18 protein-coding genes, 1 tRNA gene and 2 pseudogenes are annotated in these 22,437 nt (G+C 68.2%); 7 read left to right on the forward strand and 14 right to left on the reverse strand.

All coding sequences use genetic code 11. The annotated features are described in order from the left end of the window. Nucleotides 1–70: 70 nt before the first annotated feature. Entirely contained in the window at nt 71–1,510 is a 1,440-nt protein-coding gene (locus tag AO398_RS06825; protein ID WP_058191265.1) for a PLP-dependent aminotransferase family protein, read from the forward strand. A 234-nt stretch (nt 1,511–1,744) separates the two neighbouring features. Next, nucleotides 1,745–2,904, forward strand: a pseudogene (locus AO398_RS06830) (IS3 family transposase). Nucleotides 2,905–2,934: 30 nt separating this feature from the next. Here the strand turns inward: AO398_RS06830 and AO398_RS06835 are convergent. Next, nucleotides 2,935–3,482: pseudogene (locus tag AO398_RS06835) on the reverse strand (IS630 family transposase); the annotation flags it as partial. A 312-nt stretch (nt 3,483–3,794) separates the two neighbouring features. Here AO398_RS06835 and AO398_RS06845 point away from each other — a divergent pair. Next, nucleotides 3,795–4,526: a HEPN family nuclease gene (locus tag AO398_RS06845; protein ID WP_058191267.1), complete on the forward strand. Its 732-nt coding sequence runs from the start codon at nt 3,795–3,797 to the stop codon at nt 4,524–4,526. Nucleotides 4,527–4,547: 21 nt separating this feature from the next. On the opposite strand, the gene AO398_RS06850 is transcribed toward AO398_RS06845, so the two are convergent. The 11 genes from AO398_RS06850 to AO398_RS06900 form a co-directional block, all read right to left on the reverse strand. Further along, nucleotides 4,548–5,516: a restriction endonuclease gene (locus AO398_RS06850; RefSeq protein WP_058191268.1), complete on the reverse strand. Its 969-nt coding sequence runs from the start codon at nt 5,514–5,516 to the stop codon at nt 4,548–4,550. An 81-nt stretch (nt 5,517–5,597) separates the two neighbouring features. After that, nucleotides 5,598–6,137 carry a hypothetical protein gene (locus AO398_RS06855; RefSeq protein ID WP_152997443.1) on the reverse strand — a complete coding sequence of 180 codons (540 nt, stop codon included), beginning with the start codon at nt 6,135–6,137 and terminating at the stop codon, nt 5,598–5,600. Nucleotides 6,138–6,179: 42 nt separating this feature from the next. Then, complete coding sequence (locus AO398_RS06860) at nt 6,180–7,271, reverse strand: XRE family transcriptional regulator (RefSeq protein ID WP_058191270.1); 1,092 nt, start codon at nt 7,269–7,271, stop codon at nt 6,180–6,182. Nucleotides 7,272–7,403: 132 nt separating this feature from the next. Beyond that, on the reverse strand, nt 7,404–8,156 hold the full coding sequence (locus AO398_RS06865) for a helix-turn-helix transcriptional regulator (protein ID WP_152997444.1): 753 nt from the start codon (nt 8,154–8,156) through the stop codon (nt 7,404–7,406). Between the two features lie 360 nt (nt 8,157–8,516). After that, nucleotides 8,517–8,608, reverse strand: a tRNA-Ser gene (locus AO398_RS06870). A 12-nt stretch (nt 8,609–8,620) separates the two neighbouring features. Then, nucleotides 8,621–9,457, reverse strand: a complete 837-nt coding sequence (locus AO398_RS06875; RefSeq protein ID WP_058191272.1) for a glycosyltransferase family 2 protein — start codon at nt 9,455–9,457, stop codon at nt 8,621–8,623. 11 nt (nt 9,458–9,468) lie between these two features. Then, nucleotides 9,469–10,737: a diaminopimelate decarboxylase gene (gene lysA / locus AO398_RS06880; RefSeq protein WP_058191273.1), complete on the reverse strand. Its 1,269-nt coding sequence runs from the start codon at nt 10,735–10,737 to the stop codon at nt 9,469–9,471. Between the two features lie 115 nt (nt 10,738–10,852). Further along, nucleotides 10,853–11,200 carry a lipoprotein gene (locus tag AO398_RS06885; RefSeq protein ID WP_082643161.1) on the reverse strand — a complete coding sequence of 116 codons (348 nt, stop codon included), beginning with the start codon at nt 11,198–11,200 and terminating at the stop codon, nt 10,853–10,855. Between the two features lie 116 nt (nt 11,201–11,316). Further along, nucleotides 11,317–11,619 carry a hypothetical protein gene (locus AO398_RS06890; protein WP_058191274.1) on the reverse strand — a complete coding sequence of 101 codons (303 nt, stop codon included), beginning with the start codon at nt 11,617–11,619 and terminating at the stop codon, nt 11,317–11,319. A 127-nt stretch (nt 11,620–11,746) separates the two neighbouring features. Then, on the reverse strand, nt 11,747–12,433 hold the full coding sequence (locus tag AO398_RS06895; protein WP_058191275.1) for a hypothetical protein: 687 nt from the start codon (nt 12,431–12,433) through the stop codon (nt 11,747–11,749). Between the two features lie 109 nt (nt 12,434–12,542). Further along, nucleotides 12,543–13,163, reverse strand: a complete 621-nt coding sequence (locus AO398_RS06900; protein WP_058191276.1) for a DUF1134 domain-containing protein — start codon at nt 13,161–13,163, stop codon at nt 12,543–12,545. 253 nt (nt 13,164–13,416) lie between these two features. Here AO398_RS06900 and AO398_RS06905 point away from each other — a divergent pair, with 253 nt between their 5' ends. Next, nucleotides 13,417–13,953: a YHS domain-containing (seleno)protein gene (locus AO398_RS06905; RefSeq protein ID WP_058191277.1), complete on the forward strand. Its 537-nt coding sequence runs from the start codon at nt 13,417–13,419 to the stop codon at nt 13,951–13,953. On the opposite strand, the gene AO398_RS06910 is transcribed toward AO398_RS06905, so the two are convergent. Together AO398_RS06910 and AO398_RS06915 are read right to left on the reverse strand one after the other, a co-directional pair. Next, the gene (locus tag AO398_RS06910; RefSeq protein WP_058191278.1) at nt 13,934–14,818 is read right to left on the reverse strand and encodes a 3'(2'),5'-bisphosphate nucleotidase CysQ; all 885 of its coding nucleotides are present in this window, start codon (nt 14,816–14,818) and stop codon (nt 13,934–13,936) included. The genes AO398_RS06905 and AO398_RS06910 overlap by 20 nt on opposite strands. A 162-nt stretch (nt 14,819–14,980) precedes the next feature. Next, nucleotides 14,981–17,917 (reverse strand): bifunctional [glutamine synthetase] adenylyltransferase/[glutamine synthetase]-adenylyl-L-tyrosine phosphorylase, encoded by a 2,937-nt coding sequence (locus AO398_RS06915; RefSeq protein ID WP_058191279.1) that lies wholly within the window; start codon nt 17,915–17,917, stop codon nt 14,981–14,983. 420 nt (nt 17,918–18,337) lie between these two features. On the opposite strand from AO398_RS06915, the gene AO398_RS06920 reads away from it, so the two are divergent. The 3 genes from AO398_RS06920 to AO398_RS06930 all read left to right on the forward strand — a co-directional run bounded on the left by AO398_RS06920 (nt 18,338) and on the right by AO398_RS06930 (nt 22,436). After that, on the forward strand, nt 18,338–19,048 hold the full coding sequence (locus AO398_RS06920) for a histidine phosphotransferase family protein (RefSeq protein ID WP_058191280.1): 711 nt from the start codon (nt 18,338–18,340) through the stop codon (nt 19,046–19,048). A 103-nt stretch (nt 19,049–19,151) separates the two neighbouring features. Further along, on the forward strand, nt 19,152–21,899 hold the full coding sequence (locus AO398_RS06925) for a hybrid sensor histidine kinase/response regulator (protein WP_058191281.1): 2,748 nt from the start codon (nt 19,152–19,154) through the stop codon (nt 21,897–21,899). A gap of 45 nt (nt 21,900–21,944) precedes the next feature. Then, nucleotides 21,945–22,436, forward strand: a complete 492-nt coding sequence (locus AO398_RS06930; protein ID WP_058191282.1) for a chemotaxis protein CheW — start codon at nt 21,945–21,947, stop codon at nt 22,434–22,436. The last annotated feature ends 1 nt before the right edge of the window (nt 22,437 follow it).

Genomic DNA, 22,437 nt, shown 5'->3' on the forward strand with positions numbered 1-22,437 from the left:
GTGACCGCGGTACGACTATTGCAAGCCATACAATGAAGCATTGATCGCATCATGATCTAGGCCGCCACGCATGACTTCGCCTGAGCGAGACGAACGACCGAAACCGCAGACCGGAGGGACCGGGGCCTGGACGCCGGATCTGAAGCGGTGGGGCAAGCCTCACTACCTGGCGATTGCGGAGGCCTTGGCCGACGACATCCGGACGGGGCGCCTCACAGCGGGAACGCGCCTCCCGACCCAGCGCGCCCTCGCCGAGGCGCTCGATCTGAACTTCACGACGGTTTCACGCGGCTACGTCGAGGCCCATAAGCGCGGACTGATCGAGGGACGCGTCGGGCAGGGGACCTTCGTGGTCGATCCGGCTCGCCCGCCCCGTTCGACTGCTGTTGCGCCCGCGCGTCGGATCGGCCCGGTCGATTTGACCATGAACCTGCCCCCCGAGCCCGACGCGCCGGCCCTGCAAGCCCGCATGCAAGCCGCGTTCGTGGACCTGTCCGGCAATCTCACCAACCTGTTGCGCTACCAGGGCTTCGGCGGGACCGAGGAGGACAAGGAGGCGGCTCTGCGCTGGCTGAAAGGCCGCGGGGTCGTCACGTCCCGCGAGCGTCTGCTGATCTGCCCGGGGGCGCACAGCGCCCTGTTCAGCATCCTGGGGCAGGTGGCCCGGCCGGGCGACACGATCTGCGCCGAGCGGATCACCTATCCCGGCATCCGCGCGCTCGCGGCGCATTTGCGCCTGCGCCTCGTCGATCTGCCCATGGACCGGTACGGCGTCGATCCTGATGCTTTCGCCGCCGCCTGCACAAAGGTCGCCCCGAAGGCCATCTACCTGAATCCGTTGCTGCAGAACCCCACCACCGCGACACTGCCCAGGACGCGGCGCGAGGCCGTGATCGCGGTTGCGCGGCGATACGCCGTCACCATCATCGAGGATGACGCCTACGCCCGCATCTGCCCGACCCCGCCGCCGAGTTTTGCGGAACTCGCGCCGGAGATTACCTACTACGTGGCGGGGCTCGCCAAGTGCCTCGGTGCCGGACTTCGGCTCGCCTTCCTGGTCGCCCCGAGCGCTAGGTCCGCCCTGCCGCTGGGCGGCGCCTTGCGCGCCGCCACGGTCATGGCCTCGCCGATCGCGACGGCATTGGCGACGCGCTGGATCATGGATGGCACGGCGGAGGCCATCGTGCAGTTCGTTCGCGAGGAATCGGCCGCGCGCCAGCGCATCGCCACTGCGATGCTTCCCGCCGCGACCTACACCGCTGATCCGCATGCCTTCCACGTCTGGATCACGCTGCCGGAGGGCTGGACGCGCTCGGCCTTCGCCAGCCAAGGTCGGTCGGCCGGGCTCGGCGTCATCGCCAGCGACCCTTTTTGCGTCGCGGGGACACCGCCGGAGGCGGTCCGCCTCTGTCTGGGCGGCCCCTCCACCCGGCAACAGATCACGCACGGACTGGAAGTGCTCGCCCACGCCCTCGAAGGCTCGCCGGCCCTCGCCTCAGCGTACATCTGAACTATTCGAGCCCGGCATAGGTCGAAGTGCACTCGGTCAGCCGGAGGTAAGCTTAGCGGTTGCACCCTTGGCCTGTTCACGATCCTAACGTGAATGGCTCGCAGCGGCGCACGAAGGTCCGCTTACGGGATACTAGGATTGCCCCGGTTTGGTGGACATCGAGAACGCTTTCGCGTGAGGTGTTTGTCCAATGCCCAAGAGCCGCCCCCATACCCCGCCGAGTTCCGCCGACAGATGGTCGAGCTGGTCCGCGCAGGCCGTGATCCGAACGACTTGGCTCGCGAGTTCGAGCCCTCCGCACAGGGCATCCGCAACTAGGTGGCCTAGGTCAACCGCAGCGAAGGACGGCGTGATGCAAAGCCACCGCCTGCCGACCCCGGCCTGACAGCGGTCGAGCGCGATGAACTCGTCCGGCTGCGGCGTGAGAACCGGCAGCTGAAGCTGGAGCGCGATATCCTCTCGCGCGCGACAGCCTGGTTTGCTTGGGAGACCGGGGTTCTGCAGTCGGGGTCTTCCGGTTCATGAAAGCGAACCAGGCCGACTTCCCGATCGCTGCCATGGCACGCATGCTCGGCGTGTCGAAGGCGGGATACTATGCCTGGGCTGGCCGGCAGCCCTCGGCGCGTCGGATAGCGGACGCAGCCCTGCTCAAGCGCATCCGCACCGTCCATCTCGGCTCGCACGAGACCTATGGCGCGCCACGCGTCCACGCCGACCTGCGCGAGCGGCACTCCCGTAAACGCATCGCCCGGCTGATGCGCGATGCTGGTCTCGTTGGAGCCTGCCATCGGCGCGGTGGCCCCGTCACGACGCGGCGTGATCGAGAAGCGCGCCCAGCTCCCGATCTGGTCGACCGCAACTTCGCCGCCGCTGCCCCGAATCGGCTCTGGGTAGCGGATATCACCTACGTGCCGACTGCTGCGGGCTTCCTCTACCTCGCCATCGTGCTCGACGCCTTCAGCCGCCGGATCGTCGGGTGGGCCATGGCCAACCGCCTGCGGTCAGAGCTTGTCCTGGACGCCCTGGAGATGGCTGTCACCCGGCGCAGGCCTCGCGACGTGATCCACCACTCGGACCAGGGATCGCAATACACGTCGCTGGCCTTCGGCAGCCGCTGCTAGGAGGCGGGCGTGCGACCCTCGATGGGTTCGGTCGGCGATGCCTACGACAACGCCATGGCCGAAAGCTTCTTCTCGACCCTCGAATGCGAGTTGCTCGCCCGCCGCCGCTTCCGCTCGCGGGCCGAGGCCCGAATGGCCTGCTTCAGCTACATCGAGGGCTTCTATAGCCCACTCCGCCGGCACTCGGCGCTCGGATACCGCTCGCCCGTCGTCTACGACCAGGCAACCCAATCAGACCCGTCACCTGAGATGCTATTCGACCAAGCCCCCTGAACCGTCCACAGAAACGGGGCAATCCCAAAGCCAGAGGACCCGGGCCCCCACCGCCTCGATCGCCTCGCGCACGCCAGCGACCTTGTGGGCCTGCAGGTTGTCGAGGATCACGGTGACGCCGGCTTGCAGCACCGGGACGAGGTTGTCGGCGACGTAACTCCGTAAGCGCTGGCCGTTCGTGGCGCCATCCATGAGGCTGAGCGCGCACAGGCCGGTGGTGCGCAGCGCCGCGGTAACGGTCGTGGTCTTGTAATGCCCCTGCGGCACGAGCAGCCGGCAGCGTTCGCCGCGGGGCGCGCGTCCGTAGCAGCGAGCCATGTTGGTGGCGGCCGCGGTCTCGTCGAGGAAGACCAGCGTGTCGGGGTCGAGAGCGGGCATGGCATCGAACCAGGCTTGGCGCTCGGCTTTCACATCCGCCCGCTCCTGCTCAACCGCGTAGACAGCCCCTTTTTACGGCTGATGCCATGGCGGGCGAAGAAGCGCGACAGCCCGCTCGTGCTGGCCGTCACGCCACGCGCGGCCAAGACATCGCGCAACTCGCGCAGGAAGATCTCGGGCCGGGCCTCGTAGGTGGACACTTCCTGCTGCCGCTCAGAGGATGAGACAGAAAAACCCTGATCTCGCTCGACTGGGAATTGGTAAGTGGCTGATTTTGCTGGCGCTTGCCTCCTGATGCAAGTGCGAGATTGGCGTATCAATCGAGGCTTCCGCGATGCATGGAATTGCAGGCATTGCATCACTTCTGACCGTAAATCACCAAACTCGTTCCAAACTGAAGGTGCCTGGTTTTCAGGTGGCTGATGAGGCGAAATTTTCATAGGCGCTCGCCCCGGACGTCTGAACGTTGAGCCTTTGCTGATCACGCGGCCTTACGATCGAGGAGTTCGAAAATGGGCTATCCAAGAGGTCCCCTCCTCAAGGTCCTCGCCGCGCGTATCCTGGCGAACCTCGACCATGTCGAGGAGCACGCCTTATTGTCCCCGGCAGCCCAAGAAGACCCGCCCTACGCGGACACACAGCTCTTGATCTCCCTCATCGGGGTCATCGTCTTCCCGCATGAGCGCTCGGCTGAAGCCCTCGGTAAGCTCCTGAGCGAGTACGGGCGGCTCGATCAGGTCCTGACCGTCCAGCATCCTAAGGGCACCCCGGACGGCAAGCTGATCGAACTCACGGGGGCAGACGGGCTAACTGAACGCGTCGATCCGAGCTCCATCGCGAACCTGCCGCGCCTCCTCCGTCACAGCATCGCGCACTTCAACGTCCTGCCGCTCGAACGAGGCGGGAGGTTCTCTGGGATCCGCGTCTGGAACGTGAACGACCAAGACGTCATCACCTTCGTGGCGGACATCGATTTCGATGCCTTCCGACCGCTCGCGAAACGCGTGTTGACGGAATTGGCCGATCCAACCCGGGATGACCTCAGCCTCGCGGATCCAGAAGACCCGTTGGATGTCCTCCGGCGTGAGACTGCGAAGCCGAAGGCGAAGGGCAAGGCGCCCAGGCCCGTCGACAATGCCTGGAACGCCCTCCTGGAAGCCTGCGGCGGTGACGAGGAGAAGGCTCGGAACGAGATGACCACGGCGTTGAAGCAACACGCATCAGTGCTCAAGTCGAAACGGTAGACGGCCACTGGGCAAGCCAGCCTAGAGACCCTTCGACCTTGCCAAACGCTCAAGCTTATCGACCGCCCGCCAAAGGACGTGAGCCGTATCGTTGATAATGCTGGCGCCCTCCCGCCTGTCTCTAGCGGTGCCCGACGCAAGGTCCCAACTTGTAACCGGTGAGCCGTAGTTGGGGTTCTCATCCATGGAAAAGATACGGCTGCCGACAAGCTCGACGAACTCGTGCATCGCCGACATCACTGGCCCGAAGGCACGCTGCATCTCCGGGTCTACGAACTCGTAGTGCGCGCCGAGCCAGTTCTCCGAGATGTTATTAAACGGCACCATGCCGCAGAGCAATACGGGGAAGCGGAAGTTGGCTTGCGCGAGAAACCTCATTGCGTCAGGCGAGACCAGATCCCTGAAACTCTGAAGCAATCGAACATCTTGTGGGTTCGCATGCCCGTACTTCAACACAGGACTAAGTTTATCGAGCTTATCCCCCAAGCGTCGAAAACCCTTCCTGTTTTCTAGCTGCGTCTGTTCGGCGAAGGAGGTCCAAGTTGGGTCAAAGGCTTTGATTGCGGCCGGGAAAGGTGCAGCCCGCTGCTCGATATCGCCCCAGCTCCACACGCTCACCGTCATGGGGTGCGAGGTCCGCCGCAACTCCTTTGTTATCAGCCTGGCAGCCTTCTCGATGGCAACATCTTTCTCAGCGGTGGTCGCGAGGATGAATTCGTCAAGCCGCGGTCTGAATGTAAGTGCCAGCTCTACCTCGTCGCGCAATTGCCTCTCCGTGAGGCTTCGGTCATGTCGCTTGCACTGCATCCCGACGCGTCTGCTGTCTGAGGTACGTTGACCGGAGATGTCGACGCCGCTCTGCGCCTGACCGGAGCGACCGTTGAGCTGGGTGCCAGCGTCGCCGAGTTCGTGCCTCAACAGGACAAGCATCGCGCGTTCGAAAGCCTGCCAATCCCTCGGTTTGCGTAATTCGAAATCAGAGATGGCCATGCGGAGATCTACCTGTGGATCAGCGAAACATACTTCCCATGGAGGCGCTCCGGTCAGCACGCGCCAAGACGAGCTGAGGACTTATCGTCGGCTCTTCGCAGCTCCGCCCCGCTTACCAGCCGGTGCTGGCTTTGCCTCCGTTCTCGCCCGCTCGAATGCCAGTTCGAGAGAAAACTCGTCGATCCTAGCCTGCAGCCATTTCCTCGTAAAATGCTCCCGTAGCCCACCTTTGATTGGGTAGCCGATCTTCATCAGGAGTTCTTCCAGCGAGACCAGCCTATCGGTGTAGCCAGCGCGGACTCCGAAACGGATGCTGGCTATGTCTGGCCCACACAGCATCCACGCATCCGAGCGACCCGTCGCATGAACCCAAAGGTCTCGTTCCCCGTCGTCGAGCATGCCAAGGTCGGCGTACCGAGATTGGCAAGCCAGGCGGTCGTGCCGGCTGACTGCGTGCACGGCGACGACCTCCCTGAACTCGGCGGGGTCAATGATCTCCCGATGCTGGTAACCTGTACCGGCCTCGCTCGCGACTTCTTCCACGGTCTCCAATTGGAAGCCGCTGGCGAGCGCCTTCCATCCTCCCAGGTCGTGGCAGGCAGAGATGGCGTTGTTGTCCATCAGGATGATCTGTCCCCGGGACACCATCTCGCCGCCCCGGGTTCAGATTGTGACCGGCGCCGGGACGCCGTGGGCGGCAAAGAGCGCCCTCAGCTCATCGCGGGACTGTTCGAACAGTTTCACGGCCTTTCCGACCGACAGGCGACCTCGTTCGATGGCTTCGGCGATGGTCCGCGCAAAGTTCCGGGAGAAAAGCGGCGGCTTTTCATAGTTGGCGGGAGCCTCGGAGGGCACGACTTCGAGATGACGGGCTGTGGCACTGAGAAGCCGCAACGCGACAAGGCGCCAGTGCAACGCCTGCGTCGAGACTTGGAAGTGGTCGGCGACCGCACGCAGTCGGGTCGAACGTTCGGCGTTTCCGAGATCTCGCCACTCACCGTAGCGCGCAAGGAGCCGTTGCGGCATCAGGAGCGCTGCGGCGAAGTTGTTGGCCAGCAACTCGACGCGGCCGCCGCCCTTCATGCTGGCACGCTCGACGGGCTTAGGTGGCATCGTATCCCAAGTCAGGATGTGAAAGAATTCGTGCGCAAGGTCGAAGTTGCGCCGCCGCCCGTTGTCTCTGCGGTTTACTAGGACAGCGTCCAGCTCCGGCAGGCGGCATGCCGCACCAGAGATCCCGTCCTCCATATCGACCATGAGCACGAGGATGCCGAAATCCTCCTCCATGACCTGCGGCAGCCGGCGTGCGGGAACGTCGCCCATCTTGTAGGCTAGGGTTATGCGCTCGCCCTCGGCCATCGCCTGCTCGAAGGTTGACCGTTCCCAGAGCCGGAGGCTGCGGCGCTCCGAAGGCCCCGGTCGCTCATCCATCGAGCTGAGGGAGCGATAGGCGGCGAGCCACCGGCCTGCCCGCTGCTGGTAGGCGGTGAGGGCCGTCGGTGAGCAGTCGAGCTGCCGCCAACTAAAGGCCCCCTCGCCGACAAGCCGGAAGGGGTCGGTGAAATAGTCGGGATCGAGTTCGAATCGGTCGATCAGCGCAACCAGCTCTTCCGGCTTGGCCTGACGCTCACCGCTCTCGATGTACGAGATGGTCTGGCGGTCGGCGATGCCGAGGATCTCGGCCACGCCCTCCTGACTGAGGTTGTGCTCGTCGCGCAGCGCCTTCAGGCGCAGTCCGATGAGGGGGTTGGTCATCACTCTCTCCACGCACCGATACATAATCTTGCAAATTGAGATTTGCAAGATTTTGAGGTGCAGGGAGGCTCGCCCCAGGCTTGGTCCTTTGGCGTGTGTCGAACAGGAGACGAGCGACTGCCGCCTGCGATTTCATGCGAGGTGTGGGAGGTACCCGGGACCTGGCTGCACCGATCGTTTGTCGACAAGGATCGTGCGCCTTTTAGGTGCGCCCGGATCGGACAGCTTCGGTGTGAGCGTGATGATGGCAACCTTCCAGTTAGGCATGCCGGGAAGGGGAGCGTCCATGACGCCGACAAGGACGGTTACCCCGCGATGTCGGAACTCGGCGACCGCGGCGAGCAGGTCGTTGCACAGGTCACGCCGCCGGTCGGGCTCGCCACAGCCGATGGCATGCGGCCCCATCACCATCGAGGCGACGTCCATCCACTCCGTCAGTCCCTCGACCTGTGCGTCGTAGGCCGGCCCCAGCTCCGGACGGTGAATCAGGAGCGCCTGCGATGCGGCGACCATGCGAACCTGGCGGTGGGTCTCGAATGGGCTGACCGCGACCGGTTCGAGATGGCCCATCTCTTCGACGAATTGGGCTGCGGCCTCCTCTCGCGGAATGGGAATGCGCGGCTCAGTGAAGGCGCCACGCTCGTAACCGAGCGCCTGGGCGATCCTGTCGAGGCTTTCGGCTCCGACCGGCTCGGCCCGCTCCACCCGCTCGACGGTCGACAGCGAGACCCGTGCGAAGTCCGCGAGGGTCTCTTTCTTCCATTGCCGCAGGCTCCGGCCCATCCTGGTCACCATCGCGACAAGCTCGACGGGCGGGACGTGGTGGACCCCTTGTGGGGGAGGCGGCATCGCTGCCAGCCGGTCGATGATCTCCTTGGGCGTCATGTCCTGCTCCTTCCGACGCATGGAAGGTGGCCCAGGCTTCACGGGCAAAGGAGCCCGAAAAACCCTTCAGGGCATCTTGGCTGACAAGCGAAGACGGGTCGACAATCGAGATATAACGCCAAGGCTCACGCGTTACGGACGCTGCTCCTTTGCCAGGCGGCGCCGGAAGGCTGCGGGGCGGCAGGGCACACAAATCACCCGACGCATCCGCCAAGCCCGCTGCGTGCCCCGGGAGGGGCGGCTGACCTGCAGGCTAGGCTTATCCACACCTGGATCCCCGGGGACAAATCGGGGTCATATCCTCATTCGACGCAAGTCGCCGCTGAGCGGTGACAAGGACTTACGGCGGTATGAGGTAAATGGCGGAGACGGAGGGATTCGAACCCTCGATACCCCTTTCGGGGTATGCTCATTTAGCAAACGAGTGCCTTCAGCCGCTCGGCCACGTCTCCGGCGCTCTGGCTCTAGAAGGTCGGACCGGGCGGGTCAACCCGATCCGGGCCGGTCGTTGTGCGGCGGCGGCGTTCGTAGTGCTTGGCGATGCGCAGATGGCGCGACATGGCGTAGTTCATGGCCGTCAGGAAGCCGTAGGTGCCGCGCAAGACGTGGCGTCGGCCGAGATAGGCCTTGAGGAAATTGCCCGGCAGCTCGACGAAGACGCGCCAAGTGGGGATCACCACGCCGCGGGCTTCGAGGTCGTCCGCCTGCTGGTCGGAATAGCGGTTCAGCTTGTCCAGCTGGTCGCCCAGCGAGCGCACCGAGAAATGGTGGATGACGCCCCGGAGGCGGCCGGGCTTGACCCCGGGCTCCAGGGCGACGCGGTCGTGGACCGGGGAGGGGGCGTAGCGCCCCCGGTCCTTGCGGTAGAGCCGCACCGGCGTGAGCTTGTAGGCCCAGGGATGAGGCCGGCCCTCGCCGGGGAAGACTTCCGCGATGCCGATTCGCCAGGCCGGCCGGCGCGGCTCGCCGGCGGTGAACAGGGCGCGGATTTCGGCGGCGAGGTCGGCGGGGACGACCTCGTCGGCGTCGAGGTTCAGGAGCCAGACGTGCCGGCACTGCTCCTCGGCGAAGCGCTTCTGAGGGCCGTAGCCCGGCCAGGGATTGTGAATCATCCGGGCGCCGAGCGAAGCCGCGAGCGCCTGGGTTCCGTCCGTGGAGCCCGAATCGACCACCAAGAGGTCGTCGGTTAGGTCGCGTACCGCCCGGATCGTCGCGCCGATCCGATCCGCCTCGTTGCGGGCGATGATGAAGATCGACAGCGGTAGCGGCGCGGCGCCCGCCCGCGGGGCCGTCGAGCCCATGGGAGCGTCGGTCACGCCAGCCAGTCCGGCATCCGGTCGAGGGCGATCAGCGCCTCCACGCTGACCCGCGGCCGCACCACGGCCGCTTGGTCGCCGCGCACCAGCACCTCCGGCACCAGGGCGCGGGTGTTGTAGGTGCAAGCCTGGACCGCCCCGTAGGCGCCGGCACTCATCACGGCGATCAGGTCGCCGGCCTTCACCGCCGGCATCTCGCGGTTGAGGGCGAGATAGTCGCCGGTCTCGCAGACCGGGCCGACCACGTCGGCGACGATGCGGGGCGTGTCCGGCCCCGGCTCGGCCACCGGGCGCAGGCCGTGATAGGCCTCGTACAGGGTCGGGCGGATCAGGTCGTTCATCGCGGCGTCGACGATCACGAAGGTGCGCCCCTCGGAGTGCTTCACGTACAGCACCCGGGTCACCAGGATCCCGGCATTGCCGCAAATCATCCGGCCGATCTCGAAGACCGGGCGCAGGCCGAGCGGAGCGAAATGCGGCCGCAGGGTCGCGGCCAGGGCGGCGGGGTCGGGCGGTGGGGCGTTGTCGTCGCGGTACGGGATGCCGAGGCCGCCGCCGAAATCGATGTGGCGCAGGGGATGGCCCGCCGCCAGGAGTTGCCGGGCGAGGTCGGCGAGCAGCCGTGCCGCGCTGGCGAAGGGCGCGAGGTCGGTGATCTGGCTGCCGATATGCATGTCGACGCCGTGGATCGCGATGCCCGGCAGGGTCGCGGCCGCGGCGTAGACCGCCGGCGCCCGGGTGATCGGGATGCCGAACTTGTTCTCGTACTTGCCGGTGGAGATCTTGGCGTGGGTGCCGGCATCCACGTCCGGGTTGACCCGCACCGAGACGGGGGCGGTCAGGCCGAGGCCCACGGCCGTCTCGGAGAGCTGGGCCAGTTCCGGCTCGCTCTCGACGTTGAAGCAGAAGATCCCGGCTTGGAGCGCGGCCACCATCTCGTCCCGGGTCTTGCCGACGCCGGAGAACACGATCTTGGCCGGATCGACCCCGGCCGCGAGCGCCCGATGCAGCTCGCCGCCGGAGACGATGTCCATGCCGGCGCCCTGGGCCGCGAGGGTCCGCAGCACGGCCTGATTCGAATTCGCCTTCATGGCGAAGCAGACCAGCGCGTCGTCGCCCGCGAAGGCCTGGGCGAACACGCGGTAGTGCCGCTCCAGGGTGGCGCTGCTGTAACAGTAGAACGGCGTGCCGACCTCCGCGGCGAGGCCCGTCAGGTCGACGTCCTCGGCCTGCAGGCGGCCTTCGCGATAGTGGAAATGGTGCATCTCGGCCGAGTCTCTCCAGCATGCCGGAGCGCGGGGTGTTTCCCGTGAAACATCCCGGCCGCCTGCCGGCGGGCACCCATCGACGGGTGCGGGGCGGGGCTCCGGCAGAAGCCGTCTACAGCAGCGGATCGAGAATGAAAGGCTCCTTAGGGACCCGGTAACCGCGCTTCGCGCCGCGGCTGGAATCGATCGGCGCCCCGGTGCCACCCGGCGGAACCGCCGCGATGGAAAGTTCGTCCCCGGACCGCACGCCAGCCGCTGTCGGCTCTTCCGCACCGCCGCCGAGGCCGACCGAGACCGGCAGGGTCCGGCGGCCGTTGACCGCGTCGGATCCCGCCTGGGCCGTCGGCGTCGGCGCCGCCGTCTGGGGCGGCTCGAGAGCGCCCCGCCGTCCGCAGGCGGAGACTGCCAGGGCGACGAGGCCGGACACGGCAAGGAGCTTCAGGGCGGGAGACGACAGCATCGCGCGCGGGTCCGACGGGCTCGGCGCCGGCGCTCGATGGCCGGCGGGAGCGTTAGCTTACCGGTTGCCGGGCGCCGGCGCGAGCGCGGCGCCGCCACACGCGTCCGGGTCTTGCCTCAGCCGCGCCGCTCCTTGGTGCCCTGGGCGCCCTGCTTGCCCTTGGCGGGGGCGTCCTGCTGCTGCTGGGCCTCGTAGGCGTCGATCGCCCGGCGGCAATTCTCGCTGAGCTTCTTCCAGTTTTTCTGGAAGCAGGCATCGGTGGCCGGATCGTCTGGGGCCAGGTTGCCGCAATAGGTGAGATAATCCCCGGTGCAGTACTTCTTGAGGGTCTCGTTGCCGCGCTTCGACTGCTGCGCCGCGGCCGGAAGCGTCAGGGCGGAGGCCGCCGCGACGGCGAGAAGGATTGGCTTCAGGCGCATGAGGATACGTACCATCTCTCGGAGTCAGGAATGTCGGGATCAATCCCGGTTGCGATGATGCCTTTGCATGGTCGAAACAAGGCAATCCGCAAACGTTTCTGAGTGACAATCAGCCATTGCGGCTCGGTCAGACGCGCTCGGGCTGCGGAGCGGGAAACGCCGCCTTGGGCATCCGGTTCGAACCGGTTAGGGCGTCGGCGACCTCAGTGATCCGCCTGCGGAGATCGGCGTTCTCGCCCTCGAAGCCGCTCTGGCGGTCCGCAAGAGTCTGCGCGAGGGCCTCCTCGGCCGCCTTCAAGCTGGCACGCAGATCGTCGCGCTCAGCCGTCAGGGCCGACTTCTCACTCTGCGGCTGATCGGCGCCTCGGCCCTGCCGAACCGCCAGGAGGCTGTCGAGGAGGTCCGCATGCGCCTCCTCAAGGGCACGCAGCGTGGCGAAGCTCGCGGTGCCGTCCTCGCGGGCGCTGGTCAGCTCGGTCTCGAGTTCCCGGGTCTTAGCCTGCGCTTGCGCGATCTCGGCATCGCGCGCGGCCACGTCGCGGGCGAGGGCGGCGGCCCGCATCGCACCGGCGCCGATCGCAGCGAGATCCTCGTGGCGCTTGGCCTGCACGGTCTCGACCCGACGTTCCAGGCGCCGCTGCTGCACGGCGAACTGCGCGCGCAGAAAGTCACGCTCCGCTGCGATCTCAGCCGGCGACAGCGGCAGCCGGGCCTCGGCGCGTCGCCGTGCCAGACGCGCGGCACGCGCGTTAAGCGCCGGGAGCAGTAGCAAGCCGCACAGGCTCGCCGCCAGGAAACCCAGCGCGAAGATCATCACGGTTTCGATCACGAGGGAGCAGCCCGCGCATGCAGCCGGAAGGCCCGGCCGAGGATCAGTCTAACCCAGGTCGGTTGCCGGGGCGAACTCAAGCTACGCTCATCAATCAGAACGGGTTCCAGGTCGCCTCTCGGGTGAATTTGAGATAGCCGACGTTGATGCCCAGCCGGGCGCCGACGCCACTGCGGATCGGCACCACGATGATGCGGTCGCTCACCACCGCGGTCATGCCGAAGCCGCCCACCAGATAGGCCGAGCCGTCGACGCCGCCGAAGCGACGGAACAGGTCGCGCACGTTCGGCAGGTTGTAGACCAGCATCATGGTGCGGGCGCCGTCGCCGCCGATGTCGAAGCCGAGGGACGGCCCCTGCCAGTAGACGTGCTTCTGCCCGGCATTGCGGGTGTAGAGCGTACCCTCGCCGTAGCGGACGCCGGCCACCACCGCGCCGCCGCCCTCCTGGCCGAGGATGTAGCCGTTCGGCTCACCCCAGCGGCGCCCCGCCTCCTCGACGGTGAGCGCCAGGCCGCGGGAGACCGAGCCGAAGAACCGGTGGCCGGATTCCACGATCTCGCCGGGGCGGAAGGTCTCGGGTGTGTCGAGGTCCTCGCCGCGCGCCAGCGCCGTGCCGAGGCCGGCGAGGCCCGCCAGCGGCGTGCCCAGTGCCAAGCCGAGGCCCGCGCGGAGCAGATGGCGGCGATGGGTGCCGCGTTCGTCTCGTGCCGTCATCGTTGCCTCCTCGCGCGGTTCGACGGCAGCATCGGATCCGGGCCGATGCCGCCGGTCTTCGACTCCGCATCATTCCGAAAGGCGGTGATCACCTTTCAGGGCGATGCTGTAACGGTTGGTGTGGCGGATCTAGGCCGCCGCACCCACGGGTCGGTCTCGGCCGCACCCCGATCGGGATCGGCCTCACGACGGGCCCGCTCTCCGGGACGGCGCGGACCGATACGTCGGACCAGCTTCGGAGGAAAACCGCAAGATGTGGTTAACGCGCTCTGACGCCGCCCCCGCTCCGGGTTCGATCCGTGTCGGGATCTTCGGCCTGCGCCGGATCGCGCCGCTACGGGTCCTCGTTGCGATCCTGATCACGGCCTGCGTGCCAGCGACGGCCGAGCCGTCGGTGGCGATGATCGAGCTGCTGGCGCTCGAGGGATTCGATCCGGTCAGCTACTTCGTGAAAGAGGGACCGCTGGCCGGCTCCGCGCGGTTCGAGCTGACCTGGGGCGGCCGGGTCTGGCGCTTCGCCAGCGGCGCCGACCGGGCTGCCTTCCGAGACAACCCCGAGGTCTACACCCCGCGGCTCGGCGGCTTCGACGCCGCCGGCATCCTGGACGGGCGCTTGGTCGATGCCGACCCCTTGGTCTTCGCGGTGATCGGCGAGCGTCTTTACCTGTTCCGGGACGGGGAGCGGCGCGCCCGGTTCCTGGCAGACCCCGACCTGGCCCGGCAGGCGGAAGCCGCCTGGCCTGGCCTACAGGACCTGCTGGACGTGCCGATCAGGGATGCGCCGCGCTGAGACGGATCTCCGGCGACCGGCCTTTTCCGCCGGGGGCGGGGAGGGCGACGCCGGCGGCCAGATCCGGGTCGCCGAGGGCCGCGAACGGGCCGTTGCGGTAGCTCGCCCGGTAGCGGCCATACAGGATCGGACCGCCGCCCGGGACCACCACGCAGCCGCCGGCCGCCGTCAGGATGTGGTCGCCGGCGGCCGTATCCCATTCCATGGTCGGCCCGCAGCGGATGTAGACATCCGCCTCCCCGGAGGCGATCAGCCCGAACTTGAGCGCGGACCCGGATTGGCGGGTCTCCGACACGGGCAGGGCGGCAAGGCAGGTGGCGGTCTCGGGGTCGCCGTGGCGTCGGCTCCCCAGCGCCACGAGGCCGCACCGCGGCGCTGGGCGCGCATGCACCGGCCGGCCCATGCCTGGGCGACCCTCGAGTATGGGAGCCTCGACGCTGGCCTGCCCCGCCCACCAGACCCGGCCGAGGCCGGGGGCGACGAGGGCGGCCGCCACCGGCCGGTCTCCCGCCACCAGGGCGATGTTGACCGAATAGTCCGGCGTTCCGGCCAGGAAGTCGCGGGTGCCGTCCAGGGGATCGACCAGGAAGAACTTCTGGGCCGGCCGCAACGCGAGGTCGTCGGCCGCGGTGCCCTCCTCGGCGATGACGGCGATCCCGGGAAAGCGCGCCGCGAGGGCGGCGACGATCAGCGCTTCGGCCTCGACATCGGCGGCGCTCGACGGCGAGCCGTCCGGCTTGAGGGCGTGGGGGCAGGGGCTGCGATGATAGCGCCGCAGCACCTCTCCGGCGTCGCAGGCGATCTCGGCGAGCACCGCGGCGATCCGCTCGCGCTCAGGCCCCGAAAACATCGCCGCGCCCGTCATGTCGCCTCCCGCACCCGCTTGAATGCCCGAGCGGGTTGAGCTTGTCGACGGTTTCGGCTGGGGAACGGTTCCGTTGCGTGGTCCTCGCGTGGGAAAGCGCTCCAGAAAGAAACGGGCGCGAAGTGCCTGAAGCTGTGTGTTTCCGTCACGATCCGACATCTGTCACGATCCCGGCACCCCGATCACCGTCCGCTTGATCCGCGCCAGCAGCGCGCAGGTCCGGCGCCGGTGGCGATGCAGCTCCGCCGCGAGGCTGCGGGCATCCGGCAGGCCCACAGCTTTGGCGATTTGCCGGGCCGCACTGTGTGAGGGGACCGCACCGGGATCGGCCATCACCAGCCGCTGCCACTGGTAGACCGCGTCGAGGAAGCCATAGGTCTCGGCCAGGGGCTCGGCCATGGCGGCGGGCAACAGGCCGTGCTCGCCGGCCCGGCGCAGAACCGCCTCGCCGGCGAGGCCGAATCCGTCGGCCTGGACCTCGGGGTGGCTCAGCACAATGGACTGAGCCAGGAAATCGAGGTCGAACAGGCCGCCGGGGGCGAGCTTGAGGTCGTAGGGACCGGCATGTCCGCGCTCGGCCGCGACGAGCCCGCGCATCTCTCCGGCCGCGGCGCAGACCCGGGCTGGATCGCGCGGCTGTGCGATCGTCTCGGCGATCACCGCCATGACGGCAGCGGCGAGCGCGGGATCGCCCGCCACCACCCGGGCCCGGGTCAGGGCCATGTGCTCCCAGGGCTCGGCCGCCTCGCGCTGATAGGTCACGAAGCTGTTGAGCTGCACCGCGGGCGGGCTGTGGCTGCCGTAGGGCCGCAGGCGCAGGTCGACTGCGTAGAGCCGGCCGCGGCGGGGGGCGGTGGTGAGCGCCGCGTAGAGGCGCTGTGCCAGGCGGTTATAGGCCACCACCGCGTCGAGCGGGCGCGGGCCGTCGCTCATCCGGTTGTCCGGATCGAAGTCGTACAGGAACACCAGATCGAGGTCGGAGACCGCGCTGAGCTGCTGGGATCCGAGCCGGCCGAGCGCCAGGACGCAGCATCGGCCCTTGGGCACGGCGCCGTGGTCCTGGGCGAACCGGCGCGCCTCCGCCTCGAGGTTCAGCGCGACCGTGGCCTCGGCGATCGCCGAATAGGCCTCCCCGGCCTGACAAGGCGTGATCAGTCCGGAGAGAAGCCGCGCGCCGGTGACGAACACCATCTGGCGGGTGGCGTCCCGGCACCGGTCCAGAACCTCCTCGTGGCTCGCCGGCTGCCCGACCAGCGCTCGGTACTGCTCTCGCACCTGCTCGGGCGCCGGCATCGGCGCCACGAAATCCGGATCGAGCACGGTGTCGAGGACGTGGGGGCTGAGGCTGACCGTGTCGGCGAGATGGGGCGAGGTCCCCAGGATGTCGGCGAACAGCAGGCGCAGGCGCGCGTGCGAGCGCAGGATCGCCAGGAGTTCCGCCACCGCCGGCATCCGGGCGAAGGCCCGGTCGAGGGTGAGCAAAGCCGCGTCCGGGTCGTTGGTGCCGCCGAGCGCCCGCAGCAGGCTCGGCAGCAACTCGGTCAGGATTTCCCGCGCCCGGCCAGCCTGGAGCGCCGGCCGGCGGCCGACATGCCAGCCCTGCACAGTTTCCCAGGCGAGCCGGGGATCGCGAAACCCGAAAGCCGCCAGGCTCTCCAGGGTAACGGGGTCGGGCTCGCTCGCGCCGAAGACGAGGGCGTCCTCCGGGGTGCCGTCTCCGGGCGTCGTCTCGAACAGGAGGGCGTAATGGGCCTGGACCCGGCCGGCGTGGTAGAGCAGCGCCGCCTCGAAATCGGCCCGCGTGGCGAACCCCGCGAACCGCGCCAGGGCGTCGAGCGCCGCGTCGCCGGTCGGCAGGCGCTGGGTCTGCTCGTCGCGGATCATCTGGATCCGGTGCTCGAGGGTGCGCAGGAAGCCATAGGCCTCCGTGAGCTCGTCGCGCGCTTGTCCGTCGATCCAGCCCTCTTCGACGAGGCGGCCCAACATCCCGACGGTCCGGCGCCCGCGCAAGGCGGGCTTGCGGCCGCCGAAGACGAGTTGTTGGGTCTGGACGAAGAACTCGATCTCCCGGATGCCGCCGCGGCCGATCTTGATGTCGTGACCGGCCACCGTGATCGTGTCGTGCCCACGGACCATATGGATCTGGCGCTTCATCGCGTGGATCTCGGCGATGGCCGCAAAGTCGAAGTGCCGGCGCCAGATGAACGGTGCGAGATCGGCCAGAAAGGCCGCTCCGGCCGGGATGTCGCCGGCGATCGGCCGGGCTTTGATGAAGGCGGCGCGCTCCCAGTTCTGGCCCAGCGTCTGGTAGTACTCGAAGGCGAAGCCTGTGGAGAGTGCCACCGCCGTAGAGCCTGGATCCGGCCGCAGCCGGTAGTCGAGGCGATGGACGTAGCCGTCCGCGGTGCGCTCGGAGAGAAGCTTCACCAAGCCCTGCGCGAGCTTGACGAACACAGCCTTCGGATCACCGCCGGTGGTCGCGGCTGCGCGCTCGGCCTCGTAGAAGACGACCAGGTCGATGTCGCTGGAATAGTTCAGCTCGGCCCCGCCATGCTTGCCGAGCGCCAGGATCACGAGCCCGGAGCCGACCTGCGGCGCCTCCGGGTCCTGCGGCCGGAACCGTCCGGCCGCCATCCCCTGCCGGAGCAGGGCGTCGGTAGCCGCGCTCACCGACGCATCGGCAAAATCGGACAAGGCCTGGACGACCGCGTCGAGATCCCAGCAGCCGCCCAGATCGGCGAGCGCAACCAAGAGGGCGTGCTCCTCCCGGTTCCGGCGGAGACGGCGGCCGACCTCGGCCTGGTCGGGATTGTCGCCGCAGGCGCCGCCGACCGCGCCCTGCCGGGCGATGATTGCCCGGCTGGCAGCGTCCGGCGGCTGCCCCATCAGGGCGACGAGGCGCTCCGGCGAACGGGTGACTGCCTGCCAGAGGAAGGGCGAATGGTCGGCGAGCCCGAGCAGCAGGGTGCGGCAGGCCGGGGTGAGGAAGCCGGGCGGGAAGGCCGGCTCGATCTCGGCGAGCCGAGCGTGCGCCGCGTTCGGGTCGGCGAGGTGCAGGCCGGGGCGCAGGCGCGCCAGCAGGGTGGGTTCAGGCTGCATGGAGCCGCCGTGTCCGCATGATCACCCGTCGAGCCATGTCAAAATGGCTCGACGCGCTAGGGGCCTTGATGCGGCTGGCGGTCTCGCGTGGCACGCCGATCCCTCCCTGGCTGGAGCCGTCCGCGATGCCCTCGGGCGCCGGGACGGCTCGCGGTCCTCGTTGCGACGCGCGCATGTTGGCCGGTATCGTACCCGATCCGAGGGCGGCCCGCACCGGTGCCGGCCGGTAACGCTTTTCAAAGCCGGCCGTGGCGTTTATCCGTGCGGACCGGTCCATCGCCCCCGGCCCGACCGGCGGGCCGCGCGGCATGTTTCGCGGGGACTCGACCGCTGATCGGGCGGCCAAGGATCGGCGGCTCCGAAGCGACGAGCCGGCCCGCAGAGTGTTCGCCCCCCAGATCCGCCCGCCCGGAGCGCACCATGTCCTCCCCGAACGCCCCCAGCCTGCCGCTCGTCGGCCTCGACCTCGCCGCCCTGCTCTGCTCCCGCGTCTGCCACGACGTGATCAGCCCCGTCGGCGCGATCGTGAACGGGCTGGAGGTGCTGGAGGACGACGATGACGAATCGATGCGGGTTTTTGCCCTCGAACTGATCGGCAAGAGCGCCCGGCAGGCCTCGGCGCGGCTGAAATTCGCCCGGATCGCCTTCGGGGCGGCGGGATCCGCGGGCGCCTCGATCGACCTCGCCGACGCCGAGGGCGTAGCCAAGGGCATGTTCAGCGACGAGAAGACCAAGCTCGCCTGGAGCGCGCCGCAGGCGCTGTTTCCTAAGAACAAGGTCAAGCTGCTGCTGAACCTCGTGATGATCGCCACCTCGGCGATCCCCCGGGGCGGGCTGATCGACGTCACCGTCTCGGGCGACGGCGAGGCCCCGACCCTCGTGCTCAAGGCCAAGGGCTCGCATGCCCGCATCCCGCCCCATGTCGAGGAGTTGATGGCCGGCAGCCCCGAGAGCGGCACCGTCGACGCCCACGGCATCCTCCCGTTCTATGCCGGCCTCGTGGCGCGGGCCGCCACGATGGATGTGCGATTCGCCATCGAAGGTGATGAAGTGACGATCACGGCCTCACCGACAGTGATCGCGGCGCCCGCGGAGGCCGGTGACGAAGCTTCCGACACAGCGCTGGCCTAAAAAACTGGAAAACCACGGGGTGGGGAAGGGATCGAAACGCTTCCCTAACCCCGCGTGAGTAAGTACGTTGCGCGAGAGCCTCTTCGTGTAACGAGTATCGCCTATGGACGACCTGCTTCGTGAGTTCCTGACCGAGAGCGGGGAGCACCTCGACACGGTCGATGCTGAACTGGTTCGGTTCGAGCAGGATCCGAATAACCAGACGATACTTCGGAATATCTTTCGCCTCGTCCACACGATCAAAGGAACGTGCGGTTTTCTCGGTCTTCCGCGCCTCGAAGCCTTGGCGCATGCCGCCGAGACCTTGATGGGTCGCTTCCGGGACGGCCTGCCGGCCACCTCCGAATCGGTCACGGTGATTCTCTCGACCCTGGACCGTCTCAAGGCGATCCTGGCCGACCTGGAGGCCACCGGCACCGAGCCGGCGGGCTCCGACGATGACCTGATCTCGGAGTTGGAGCGCATGGCGTCCGCCGCGCCGGAGCCCGAGGCCGCGCCGGCCCCCGCGCCCGAGCCGGTCTTGCCGGAGCCGGTCTCCCGTGAGCTGAAGCCGGGCGAAGTCACCCTCGACGAGCTGGAGGCTGCCTTCCTGGCGGCCCCGGGCCCGGGCGAGGCGGACGTTTCCGCGCCGGTTCCGCCCCCCGTCGAAGCACCGAAAGCCGAGGTGCCGAAGGTCGAGGCCCCCAAGCCGGCCGCTCCCAAGGCTGCGGCGCCCAAGCCCGAGCCGGCCGATGTCGATGCGAGCAGGGCCGAGCCGGCGGGCGACACCGAGGCCGTGGTCGCCACCGAGACTACGGCGGCCGGCAAGATTCAGACGATCCGCGTGAACGTGGATACGCTCGAGCACCTGATGACCATGGTCTCGGAGCTGGTGCTGACCCGCAACCAGCTCCTCGAGATCGCCCGCCGGCACGAGGATTCGAGCTACAAGGTTCCGCTGCAGCGCCTCTCCCACGTCACGGCCGAGCTGCAGGAGGGCGTCATGAAGACGCGCATGCAGCCGATCGGCAGCGCCTGGCAGAAGCTGCCGCGCGTGGTGCGTGACCTCTCGGCCGAACTCGGCAAGCAGATCGACCTCGTGATGGTCGGCGCGGAGACCGAGCTCGACCGGCAGGTCCTCGAGGTGATCAAGGACCCGCTGACCCACATGGTCCGCAACTCGGCCGACCACGGCCTCGAATCGACCGCCGGGCGCGTGGCGGCGGGTAAGCCGGCCCGCGGCACGATCCGGCTCGCCGCCTACCATGAGGGCGGCACGATCACGATCGAGATCGCCGACGACGGCAAGGGCCTCGATCTCGCGGCGATCCGCAAGAAGGCGGTGGAGCGTGGGCTGACGTCCCAGGCCGACGTCGAGCGGATGACCGACGCGCAGGTCGCGAAGTTCATCTTCGATGCGGGGTTCTCGACCGCGGCGGCGGTCACGTCGGTGTCGGGCCGCGGCGTCGGCATGGACGTGGTCAAGACGAACATCGAGACCATCGGCGGCATCATCGACATCGCCACCACAGCGGGCCGCGGCACCACCTTCACGATCAAGATCCCGCTGACGCTGGCCATCGTCGCCGCCCTGATCGTGCGCGCTGGCGAGCATCGTTTCGCTCTGCCTCAGGTGGCCGTGCTCGAACTCGTGCGGGTCGATGCCGGGGCGCAGCGGGTCGAGCGCATCAACGGTTCGCCGGTGCTGCGCCTGCGTGAGCGGCTGCTGCCGATCGTCTCCCTCACCGGCCTGCTCGGGCAATCGGACGGCCAGGGTGCGGAGACCGAGCAGGCGGGCTTCGTGGTGGTTGCCCAGGTTGGGCGTGAGCGCTTCGGCATCCTGGTCGACGAGGTCTTCCACACGGAAGAGATCGTCGTGAAGCCGATGTCGGCCAAGCTTCGACACATCCCCATGTTTGCCGGCAATACGATCCTCGGCGACGGCGCCGTGGTGCTGATCGTCGACCCCAACGGCGTGGCCCGGCAGGTCGCCCAGGGCGTCCAGGGCAGCAGCGGCCATGCCGATGTCGACGCGGAGGCCGAGGCGTCCGAGATAGGCGATACCAAGACCACGCTGCTGGTGTTCAAGGGTGGCCACGGCAGCTTCAAGGCCGTTCCGCTCTCGCTGGTGACCCGCCTCGAGGAGATCGAGTGCGACAAGGTCGAGTGGCTGGGCGGCCGCCCGCTGATCCAGTACCGCGGCCGGCTGATGCCGCTGGTCCCGGCCGATCCGGCGATCACGATCAGCTCCGAGGGGACGCAGGCGCTGGTTGTGTTCTCCGACGGCGAGCGGGCGATGGGCCTCGTGGTCGACGAGATCGTCGACATCGTCGAGGAGCGCCTCGATATCGAGATCGCGGCTGACCGCTCCGACCTGATCGGCTCGGCAGTGCTGCGCGGTCGCGCCACCGACATCATCAACATCGCCCACTTCCTGCCGCTCGCCTACGACGACTGGGCGCGCGGCCCGAAGAAGTCGGAGCAGGTCTCGACGCTGCTGCTCGTCGACGACTCGGCCTTCTTCCGCGACATGCTGAGCCCGGTGCTCAAGGCCGCGGGCTATCAGGTCCTCACCGCGGCGAGCGCCGATGCCGCGCTGACGCTCCTGCAATCGGATCCGCGCATCGAGGTCGTGGTCACCGATTTGGAGATGCCGGGCCGCAGCGGCTTCGATCTGGTCGCCGCCATGCGGGGGGGCGAGCCGCGTCTCGCCGGCCTGCCGGTGATCGGCCTCACGGGGACAGTCGGTGCGGAGGCGGTGGAGCGGGCGAGGTCGCTGGCGATCAGCGACCTCGTGGCAAAGTTCGACCGCAGCGGGCTGATCGCGGCCTTGGCCGAGATCAGCGCCACCACCGTTTCGCAAGCCGCCTGATCCCGGCGCCGCCCGCCCTACGACGATCGAATCCGGAGAGTTCTGATGCAGGCTGCCAATGCCAACGGCGCCGAGACCGGCCCCACCGACGATTATGTCACCGTCTATGTGGGCGACACCCTGTTCGGCCTGGCGATCGAGCGGGTCCACGACGTGTTCGTCCCCTCCGGGGTGACGCCAGTGCCCCTGGCGCCCAACGAGATCGTCGGCCTGCTGAACCTGCGCGGGCGCGTGGTCACGGCGCTGTGCCTGCGCCGGCGCCTCGGTTTGCCCGACGCCGAGCCGCAGGGCGACAAGGCCAGCCCCAAGATGGCGATCGGTCTGGAGCAGGGCGGCGAGACCTTCGCGCTCGTGGTCGACGGCGTCGGCGAGGTTCTGAAGCTCGGAGCCGACAGCCGCGAGGCGGTGCCGATCAATCTGGATCCGCGCTGGCGCAACCTCGCCACCTGCGTCCACCGCCTCGACGGCCGCCTGCTGGTGATCCTCGACGTGGATGCGCTCCTCGGCTTCAGCGCCGCCGGCGCGAAGGCGGCGTGAG

The sequence above is a fragment of the Methylobacterium sp. GXS13 genome, from assembly GCF_001455965.1.
Taxonomy (GTDB): domain Bacteria; phylum Pseudomonadota; class Alphaproteobacteria; order Rhizobiales; family Beijerinckiaceae; genus Methylobacterium.